The sequence below is a fragment of the Nocardia sp. NPDC060220 genome, from assembly GCF_042727815.1.
GTDB lineage: Bacteria > Actinomycetota > Actinomycetes > Mycobacteriales > Mycobacteriaceae > Nocardia.
This window is the reverse complement of the sequence record NZ_JBHWZY010000218.1, coordinates 1-8,932: the sequence shown is the minus strand read 5'-3', so window position 1 is coordinate 8,932 and position 8,932 is coordinate 1. Positions and strand designations below refer to the sequence as shown.

9 protein-coding genes are annotated in these 8,932 nt (G+C 68.6%); 3 read left to right on the top strand and 6 right to left on the bottom strand.

Going from position 1 to position 8,932, the window contains the following annotated elements; genetic code table 11:
* Nucleotides 1-284 precede the first annotated feature (284 nt).
* The 6 genes from ACFWF3_RS13900 to ACFWF3_RS13875 all read right to left on the bottom strand — a co-directional run bounded on the left by ACFWF3_RS13900 (nt 285) and on the right by ACFWF3_RS13875 (nt 6,869).
* On the bottom strand, nt 285-1,781 hold the full coding sequence (locus ACFWF3_RS13900; RefSeq protein WP_379313960.1) for a hypothetical protein: 1,497 nt from the start codon (nt 1,779-1,781) through the stop codon (nt 285-287).
* Between the two features lie 165 nt (nt 1,782-1,946).
* Nucleotides 1,947-3,365: a glyceraldehyde-3-phosphate dehydrogenase gene (locus ACFWF3_RS13895; protein WP_378989131.1), complete on the bottom strand. Its 1,419-nt coding sequence runs from the start codon at nt 3,363-3,365 to the stop codon at nt 1,947-1,949.
* A 210-nt stretch (nt 3,366-3,575) separates the two neighbouring features.
* Nucleotides 3,576-4,178, bottom strand: coding sequence for a hypothetical protein (locus ACFWF3_RS13890; protein WP_379313959.1), 603 nt, complete (start codon nt 4,176-4,178; stop codon nt 3,576-3,578).
* A 59-nt stretch (nt 4,179-4,237) separates the two neighbouring features.
* Nucleotides 4,238-4,510: a DUF5990 family protein gene (locus tag ACFWF3_RS13885; protein WP_379313962.1), complete on the bottom strand. Its 273-nt coding sequence runs from the start codon at nt 4,508-4,510 to the stop codon at nt 4,238-4,240.
* Complete coding sequence (locus ACFWF3_RS13880) at nt 4,422-4,682, bottom strand: DUF5990 family protein (RefSeq protein WP_379313958.1); 261 nt, start codon at nt 4,680-4,682, stop codon at nt 4,422-4,424. Before ACFWF3_RS13880 ends, ACFWF3_RS13885 begins: the two co-directional genes overlap by 89 nt.
* An 81-nt stretch (nt 4,683-4,763) precedes the next feature.
* On the bottom strand, nt 4,764-6,869 hold the full coding sequence (locus ACFWF3_RS13875) for an MMPL family transporter (protein WP_379313961.1): 2,106 nt from the start codon (nt 6,867-6,869) through the stop codon (nt 4,764-4,766).
* A 90-nt stretch (nt 6,870-6,959) separates the two neighbouring features.
* Here ACFWF3_RS13875 and ACFWF3_RS13870 point away from each other — a divergent pair, with 90 nt between their 5' ends.
* The 3 genes from ACFWF3_RS13870 to ACFWF3_RS13860 all read left to right on the top strand — a co-directional run.
* Nucleotides 6,960-7,475, top strand: coding sequence for a MarR family winged helix-turn-helix transcriptional regulator (locus ACFWF3_RS13870; protein WP_378988854.1), 516 nt, complete (start codon nt 6,960-6,962; stop codon nt 7,473-7,475).
* A gap of 227 nt (nt 7,476-7,702) precedes the next feature.
* Nucleotides 7,703-7,975: a hypothetical protein gene (locus tag ACFWF3_RS13865; protein WP_379313957.1), complete on the top strand. Its 273-nt coding sequence runs from the start codon at nt 7,703-7,705 to the stop codon at nt 7,973-7,975.
* Between the two features lie 15 nt (nt 7,976-7,990).
* The coding region (locus ACFWF3_RS13860) for an amidohydrolase family protein (protein ID WP_379313956.1) at nt 7,991-8,932 on the top strand (942 nt) is incomplete at its 3' end.

Here is an 8,932-nt window from a genome sequence, read left to right as displayed (position 1 = left end):
GACGTACCGCGCTCGTGGTCGTGGGTGAGATATCTGCACCCACATCACGACCGGCCGAACCACCCCATCCGGACCGGCGGGTGGTAATTCGATGGGCGAGCTCAGGCGGAGCGAGCCCGCCCTCGGGGTCTGTCGATGAAGTACGAGGTCGGCGGCGCGAAGGCCGCACGAATCCACGGTCGAGGCGAGGTCCCGGCGACCCGCGGATCAGCCGGTCGTACCAGGCCCACACGACCCCACCTGTCAGCGAGACAAGGCGTGGCCCTGATGGCCTGGACGCCAACTCAGCGCAAGGCCAGGCGTTTCGGACGTGCGCGACGACCCTTGCGGTCGTAACGGTCGGGAAGAACGTGGCCGCGACCGGGTGCGGGTAGACCGGCCCGGAACAGACCATAGGTAATCCGTTGCCGTACAGCGGCTTCGAGTGCGTCGCGAAGTGGTCCGTCGCGCAGCGTCGCGTCCGCGCCGAGCTGGGCTTCGACGATGGTGAGGGCGCCGTCGATATCGCCGTGGTCCAGGCGGTCGCAGACACCGACGAGCCAATCCGGTTGGCGCAGTGACCGGTCGATGGCCTGGAGGCAGGGCATCGGTGTTCCGGTCAGGGCCGCCAGGAGTTCTTCACGCCGGATCTCGGTGGGGTCGTGATCCAGGGCGGCGAGCATCCCGTTCACCAACCCGATCCGATGACGTTCGCCCCGGCACTCCACGATCCGATGACCGGCGGCGGTGGTCCCGGAAGTCTCGGTCGGCGCGCCGTCACAGCCGAGCGCCGAGGCGACCAGCGGATGCAGTCGATCGGCGGCGATCACGCCCGCGCGCAGCAATTCCAGGTCGGGGAGCACCCAGGTCGCCGCGTCGGGCAGGACCGGGAGGGCGGAGATTCCGCCACGCGGGTGTTCCCTCGAAATCCGCACGGCGAGTGGGTCCTCCGCACGCACGTCCAACACGAGCCGCTTGCGCGCACCACACCGCACCGATACCAACCCGGACCGGCGCCCCTCGGCACGCAGCAGAATCCCCGCTTCGTCCGCCCACCGGTCGACGGCGCAACCCGGCGGCGCCGTTGCGGACACAGAATCCCTGGGGTCGTCGCCTGCCGCAAACCCTTGGGCAGCGAATTGCCCTGCACCAGAACGGGTCCGCAACTCCCCCACCCTGCGCGAATCCCACAGGTGACGGTGCAGATCGAGCCGGTAGCGACTGCTGGGTCGGGGGTGTGGGTGCATGCGCGCGCTGGTCGCGGCGCTCGCCGTGTCCCACAGCGCGAGGCTGATCCACTGTCCGGCGGCCGCCCAGGCCGGTGGCGTACGGACCACCAGATACACGGAATCCGCACCGTCACACTGCGTTACGTCACCGGCCGCGCTGTCGAGGCCGGCGATGCTCCCGGATTCGTACCGAGCCAGCACCATCGTCAACCCGGGTCGCAACAGACCGTCCGGCGCGATTCTGGGTAGATGCCAGCGCAACAGGTCCGGCGCCAGATATCGCAGGTCGGCCCGCACCCGGGCGGCGAGTCCTCGACCGTGGGTCCGCGCCAACGTCCGCAGATCCACATCGAGATCGACGTGCGCGGCGGCGCAGGCCCCCGACCAGTCACCGACGAGCCGCCGTGCGGTGGCGGCCTCGATCATGGCGGACGGCACAGCGAGTTCGCGCACACGCAACCAGAGGTCGAGGCGCGCATCGTCGTAGGACGTACGGGAAGACTGCTGATTTTCGGTGAATCCCCCGCGTTCACGCGGGGCAGAAGCCGGTTCGATGACCGGCGTGGGGCTCAACGGCCCGGGCGCAGAACGCCCTTTCGACTCGATGTCATGTCGCCAGTATGCACAACAACGCGCGAGCCGACAAGCGGTGCTGGTCGGGTCGCGCGGTCTGCCACCGAGTCGACGAGGCAGGCGGGCCCTGGTCACCGACCAGATGCCCGCCTTGCCGGCGGGCCGCTATCGCGCGTCGGTGAGCTCACGCACGTCGGACTGCGCACCCAGCTGCGGGTAGGTCGGGTATTCGATGCCCGAGATGTACTGCACGGTCCGCACCACCTGGCACGAGTAGCCGAATTCGTTGTCGTACCAGACGTAGAGGATGGCGGTGTCGCCCTCGACGATGGTGGCGTTGGCGTCGATGATCGAGGCCGCCCGCGAGCCGATGAAGTCGCTCGAGACCGCGTCGGTGGCGGCGGTGTAGTCGAGGTTGCGGCTCAACGGGCCCGCGAGGGATACCTGACGCAGGTACGCGAGCACGTCTTCCTTGGTCGTGTCCTGCTTCAGCTGCAGGTTCAGGATCGCGACGGAGACGTCCGGGGTGGGAACGCGGATCGAGTTGCCGGTGATCTTGGCTTTGAAGTCCGGCATCGCCTTGGCCACCGCGGAGGCGGCGCCGGTCTCGGTGAGCACCAGGTTGAACGGCGCGGAACGACCGCGACGATCGGCCTTGTGGTAGTTGTCCAGCAGGTTCTGGTCGTTGGTGAACGAGTGCACCGTCTCCACGTGTCCACGCACGATGCCGAACTCGTCGTCCATGGCCTTGAGCGGCGGCACGATCGCGTTGGTCGTGCAGGAGGCGCAGGAGAAGATCTGCTGCGACAGGTCCAGGTCGCGGTGGTTGACGCCGTGCACGATGTTGGGCACGTCGCCCTTGCCGGGCGCGGTGAGCACGACCTTCGCGATGCCGGGACGCAGGTGCTGCTCCAGGCCTTCGCGGTCACGCCAGCGACCGGTGTTGTCGATCAGGATCGCGTTGTCGATGCCGTAGGCGGTGTAGTCGATCGTCGTCGGATCATCGCTGTAGATGAACTTGATGACGTTACCGTTCGCGGTGATCGTGTCGTTGTCGGTGTCGACCTTGATCGTGCCGTTGAAGTGCCCGTGCACCGAGTCGCGCCGCAGCAGCGACGCCCGCTTGGCCAGGTCGTCGTCGCCGCCCTTGCGCACCACCACCGCGCGCAGGCTCAGCCCGTTGCCCGACCCGGCCTTCTCGATCAGCAGCCGGGTGACCAGCCGCCCGATCCGCCCGAACCCGTAGAGCACCACATCACGCGGTCCCTGCGACACGGCCTTGTTGCCGTCGCTCACCTCGGCCAGCACCGAGGTGGTGAACTCCTCGACCGACAGGCCCCGCTCGTCGGCGTGAAACGCCATCACCAGCTGGCCCAGGTCGATCTTGCACGGCCCCAGATCCAGCCGGCTGATCACCTCGAGGAACGGCAGGGTCTCGTCCACCGACAGCTCTTCGCCGCCGATCTGGCGCGCGAACCGATGCGTCCGCAGGATGCTGATCACCGACTTGTTCACCAGCGACCGGCTGTGCAGCAGAATCGTCACACCCTTGCTGCGGTACAACGTCCCGATGATGGGAATCATCGCCTCCGCCGCAGCTTCCTGAGCGTTCCAGCGATCAAGTTGTTCGGTAGTCAACACACGTCCTCTGGGTTCATCGATACTTCCGCTGCATCGATGCTAGTGAGCGCCGAATTTTCACCGTGGGCCACTCCCCACCGGTGAGATCGTGCGCACTGTGCCGAGAGGAATGCCCGCGATCGGGCGACTGTGACCCGCGGCACCGAACACGGCTCAGAACTTGCCGGTGTGGTGCTCGACGCGGTGGCCGAGCCGGGCGGTGAACTCGGCGATGAATTCGTCGGTCAGCGGTGGCCAGCCCCAGAAGTCGAAGGCAAGGGCGCCGAGGGCGAAGCCCCACGGCCATTGCCAGTCGGTGATCGCGCCGGCCGTACCGCACGCGGTGCATGCCACCGCACCGGTGCCCGTCTGCTCCCACCCTTCGATCGCGTCCGAAAACGGTTGCCACACTGCGGGATCAGGTTCCCAGGCCTGCGGGTAGTCGATGATCACCGTGCTTGCCCGGCAGCTCGGGCACGTCGCGCCAGCCGGGGCGATCTCGCCCTGGCCGCCGTAGTGGGCGTGGCGGCCGACGATGACCCCTACCGGGGCGGGAATCCACTCGGCGCCCCAATCCTGGGCAATCTCCGCCCACGCGGGCCCTGCCACATACCCTTCGTCGACGTGGAGGCTGTACATCGCGTCCGCCGAGGTCTCCCGCAGCAGCCACCCCCGCGACACCATCCAGTCGATCGTCGCCTCGGCCGACGCCTCGGCATCCGCCGCGGCCACATCGAGATCGACGATCCGTTCGAAGTTGTCACCCACCCTTCGCATCCTGCCACCGCGGTCCGACAGAGTGTGGCGCACGTCAGCACCGCGGGTAGATGCTGTGGTCAGGTCACGGCAGCCCAGCGGATCGACGCGGGTTCCACCCTCGCGCACAACGGGTTTCCGGTCGTGTCCGTGAGGCCGAGACGAGCCTCGAGCACGCCCGATTCGGTCGCGGCCGCCAGCGTCTCTGCGGGAACGTCGGCGAGCATCAGCTTGGCGCGCCGGAACATCGTGAGCGTTGCGGTGTCATCGTCGCTGACCCAGCTGAGGTAGAGGAACCGCTCCCCCCGGTCGGCCCTGGACGTAGGGCCCTCGGACGTCGGTCTCGTGGACAGTGCACTCGACCGTCCACGTGACGGTTTCCGAATCACCACGCTGTAGGTCGAGCAGCTCCTGTGGCCGGTTCCTGCGCTGCACGCCGACATGAATGTTCGAGTACGCCGTCTCGATCCCGGGCGGTCGACAGGACGACCCCGGCAGCCGTGTCCCCACGATTCGGATACGCATTCCGCGATTCTCCCGCACGCCTGCGCCGATTCCGCGCAATGTTCGACGACGCAGCGGAGTCCGCCGATTTCACCGCGAAGCTCAGTCCACGGCCACCGCTTCGGTCGAAGCAGGTTGTGCCGCTTCGGCTTTCGCGAGCGATCCGGGCCACCACACCTTGTCGCCCAGCAGCGCGAACAGCGCGGGGACAACCAGCGTGCGCACCACGAACGTATCCAGCAGGATGCCGATCCCGACCACGATGCCCAACTGGGTCAGGGTGATCAACGGCAGCACACCGAGCACACAGAACACCGCGGCCAGCACCACACCGGCGCTGGTGATCACGGCTCCGGTCGAGGCGACCGCGCGCACCATGCCCTGGGTGGTGCCGTGCGCGCCCGCTTCCTCGCGGGCCCTGGTGACCAGGAAGATCGTGTAGTCCACCCCCAGCGCGACCAGGAACAGGAAGCCGAACAGCGGCACGTTCGTGTCCAGGGCGGGGAAGCCGAAGATCGTGCCGCTGATCCAGCTGCCCGCACCGAGCGCCGCGAGCGCGCTGAGCACCGTGACGCCGACGAGCAGCACGGCGGCGGGCACCGCGCGCAGCAGTGCCAGCAACACCAGCAGCACGACGGCGAGGATCAGCGGAATGACCAGCGCCTGGTCACGGCGGGCGGCGTCGCGGATGTCGAGTGCTTCGGCGTCCGTGCCGCCGACGAGGGCCTCGGCGCCGGGGACGGTGCCGACCGCCGTCCTGATCGCCTCGATGGTGGTGAACGCCTCCGCCGAGCCGGGCGGCGCCTCCAGAACGACCGACCACCGTGTCGCACCGTCGGCGGAGCTACCGGTAGCGGTGGCGCGCGAAATGCCCTGCACGCCGTCGAGGGCCGACTGGATCCGGGTGGTGGTTTCGCTGCGCGCGATCACGACGGCGGGATCCGACGAGCCGGACGGGAAGTGGTCGGCCATCGTGTCGAGCCCGTCGACGGACTCGGCCTCGACGCGGAACTGCTCGGTCTGCGAGAGCCCGATATCGGTGGTCGCGAGCCCGGTCGCGAAGACGATCAGCACCGCCGAGGCCGCCCCGGCCACGACGGCAGGGCGGCGCACCACCCGCTTCGCGACGACCGCCCAGACGCCCTGCTCGGCCGCGTCGCGACCGTCCGCCTTCGGCACGAACGGCCAGAAGACCCGCCGACCGCACAGTGCCAGCGCCGGCGGCAACGCGGCGAGCACGAAGATCAGCGCCACCACGAGTCCGGCGGCGGCGAACGCGCCGAGGCTGCGGGTGTTGGGGAGCAGCGCCAGCAACAGCGTCAGCAGAGCCAGCACAACGGTGACGTTGCTGGCCACGATGGCGGGCGCGGCATGGCGCACCGCGGCGCGCAAGGCCACTCGATGATCGGTGTGGCGATGCAGTTCGTCGCGATACCGCGATACCAACAGCAGCGCGTAGTTCGTTCCCGCACCGAAGACCAGCACGCTGGTGATGCCCGACGTCGAACCGTCGAAGGCGAGTCCGGTGAGCTCGGCCAGGAGCGTGCCGACACTGGTGGCGACGCGGTCGGCGAGCCCGACCACCGTCAACGGCACCAGCCACAACACCGGCGAGCGATAGGTGACGATGAGCAGGGCCATCACCACGATCGCGGTGACGATGAGCAGCAGCGAGTTCGCACCGGAGAAGGAGTCGGCGATATCGGCGCCGAAGGCCGGTCCGCCGGTGATCTGCACGCGCAGCGCATCGGGTAGATCGGTGCTGACGGCGGCGCGTAGTTCGTCGACCCGATCGGTGAGCGCGAAGCCGTTGAGCTGTGCGGACACCGGAATCTGGGCGAGCGCGGCTCGCCCGTCGGGAGCGAGCATCACCCGGGGATCGTCGGTCGGCGAACCACCCGCGCGGGTGAGCGCCGCGTCCACTGCCGTGAGATCGGCCGGTGTCAGCGGACCGCCGTCGTCGCGGGTCGCCACCATGATCGCGGCGGCGGTTCCGGCATCGGGAAACCGTGCCGCAGCCTCGGCGGCCAGGGCGGATTCCGCCGATCGAGGCAACGACACCGGGGCCTGGCCCGCGCTGTCGTTGCTCCCTGCCAGCGCCATCACCGCCATGGCGGCCGCGACGACAGCGAGCAGTACCGCCCACGATCGCCGACCGGTGACCAGCCCGGCGAACCGGTCCCAACCGTTTCCGTCACTCACTCGCATCACGCCGAAACTATTTCAGAAACTTAACTAATTGGCAATGCCGGTGGCTCCGACGGCTAAGCTGCCTGTCGGACAGAGAGGAGGCCGCGCGTGGATGACGACACCGCCGACACGAACCCGGCCGCCGACCGGACAGCGCTCGAGACCGGCATCGCCCGGGATCTGCGTGCGCTGACCGCGATCTCCGAACAGATCGGTCATGTCTTCGCGCGATCGAACGACCTGCGCCCGAACGATTTTCGCGCCCTGATGCACGTCGCCACGGCCGACGCCGAGGGCTCACCGGTGAGCGCGGGCCAGCTGAGCAAGCTGATGGGCGTCTCCGCGCCCGCCGTCACCTACCTGGTCGAGCGCATGATCGAATCCGGGCACCTCGACCGCGTGCCCGATCCGGCGGACCGACGGCGGGTCAACCTGACCTATACCGACCACGGCATGTCGGTCGCCGCCGGATTCTTCGGACCACTCGGTTCCCGCACCCGCGAGGCGCTGTCCGCCCTGCCCGACAGCGACCTGACGGCCGCCCACCGCGTGCTCGTGAGCGTCACGGCCGCACTGCGCGAGTTCTACGCCGAGCTGCCGGAGCCAGGGCGAACCGCCGAATAAACGTGTCCGGAACCGGCATGCGCGACCGCTCGGCTCGACACGGCGCCGACGTCTAAGGGGCCCGCTCGATCTGCGATCGGACACGCGTGTCGCCCTCTCCGCCGGTAGCCCTCAGGGAATAGCCTGGGCTGGTCAGCAGCATTTCCGACCTTTGTTGCCGCCGAATCGGTGTCCACGGTCGGCCGAATTCTTCTCCGCCTCGAACACCACAAGCGAGGGAGTTGGCTGTGTCGGATTTCATTCTCACCGCAGGCACCGTGATCACCATGGACGAGGACCGCCCCCGCGCTGACGCCGTCGCGGTGTCGGGTTCACGCATCGTCGCGGTCGGGTCGCTGGCCGAGTGCGTGTCGGCGGTGGCCCCGGACGCCGAGGTCATCGATACCGGCGCGCGAGCGTTGCTGCCGGGGTTCGTCGAACCGCACGGGCATCCGTTCCTGGGCGGGGTCCTCACCCAACCACCCATCGCGCAGATCACCCCGTGGGTAGCGCCGACCTGAGACGATGTGGTGGCCGTGTTCACAGCGGCCATCGCTGCGACCGACCCGTCGACGCCGTTGGTGTTCAACGGGTTCGACGCACTGCTCCAGGAACACGCGGCACCGACAGCATCGGACCTGGACGCGATCTTCGGTGATCGGGTGGCCGTGGTCCTGGACAACTCCGCGCACGGCATCTACTTCGACACCGCGCTCATCGAGCGGTACGGCTGGTCCGACAACCCGCCACCGGACCCCGACGGCGGTCACTACGGCCGCAATCCGGACGGCTCGCTCGACGGTCAGGGATTCGAAGTGCCGGTGCTCACCGCGGTCATGACGCCGTTGATCGCCGAGATGCCCAGCCCGCTGCTCAGCGGCGCCGGGTTCTTCGCGGCGATGTCGCGCGCCGGGTACACCACGACCTCGGACATGGCCTACGACCCGCAGACCGAACACGACTACGAAACATTGGCCGCCACCACATCGTGCCCGCTGCGGGTCAACCTGTGGGAGATGTCGACCACCGACACCTACACCGAGCCCGAGACCTTCGCCGCCGGCGACGAGATGCTGCGCAAGGCCGGCGTCAAACTCTGGACCGACGGTGCGGTCTGGGTGGGCAGTGCGGCGACGTCGTTTCCCTACCTCGATACCGAGGCGACTCGGCGCGCCGGTATCGACCCGGCGACCGCGGGCGGCACCGGTTCGCTGAACTACACCCGATCGCAGCTGGACGAGATTCTGGACAAGGCCGCGCCCGCGGGCTGGCAGATGTCGTTCCATTCCAACGGCGATCTGGCCGTCGAGCTGGCCCTGGACGCTTACGAGGCGGCGTTGCAGCGCCACGGCCTGACCGGCACCGATCACCGGTGGCGGATCGAGCACCTGGGCGGAGCGAGCCGCGCGCAGATGGACCGAGCGGCCCGGCTGGGCGTGCACGTGTCGCTGTCACCGTTCCAGTACTACTTCTGGGGC

Bases quoted from the DNA above. Each gene is read 5' to 3' on its own strand.
- ACFWF3_RS13895 (WP_378989131.1), bottom strand. From the start codon at position 3,365: ATGATTCCCATCATCGGGACGTTGTACCGCAGCAAGGGTGTGACGATT.
- ACFWF3_RS13890 (WP_379313959.1), bottom strand. From the start codon at position 4,178: ATGCGAAGGGTGGGTGACAACTTCGAACGGATCGTCGATCTCGATGTG.
- ACFWF3_RS13880 (WP_379313958.1), bottom strand. From the start codon at position 4,682: ATGCGTATCCGAATCGTGGGGACACGGCTGCCGGGGTCGTCCTGTCGA.
- ACFWF3_RS13875 (WP_379313961.1), bottom strand. From the start codon at position 6,869: ATGCGAGTGAGTGACGGAAACGGTTGGGACCGGTTCGCCGGGCTGGTC.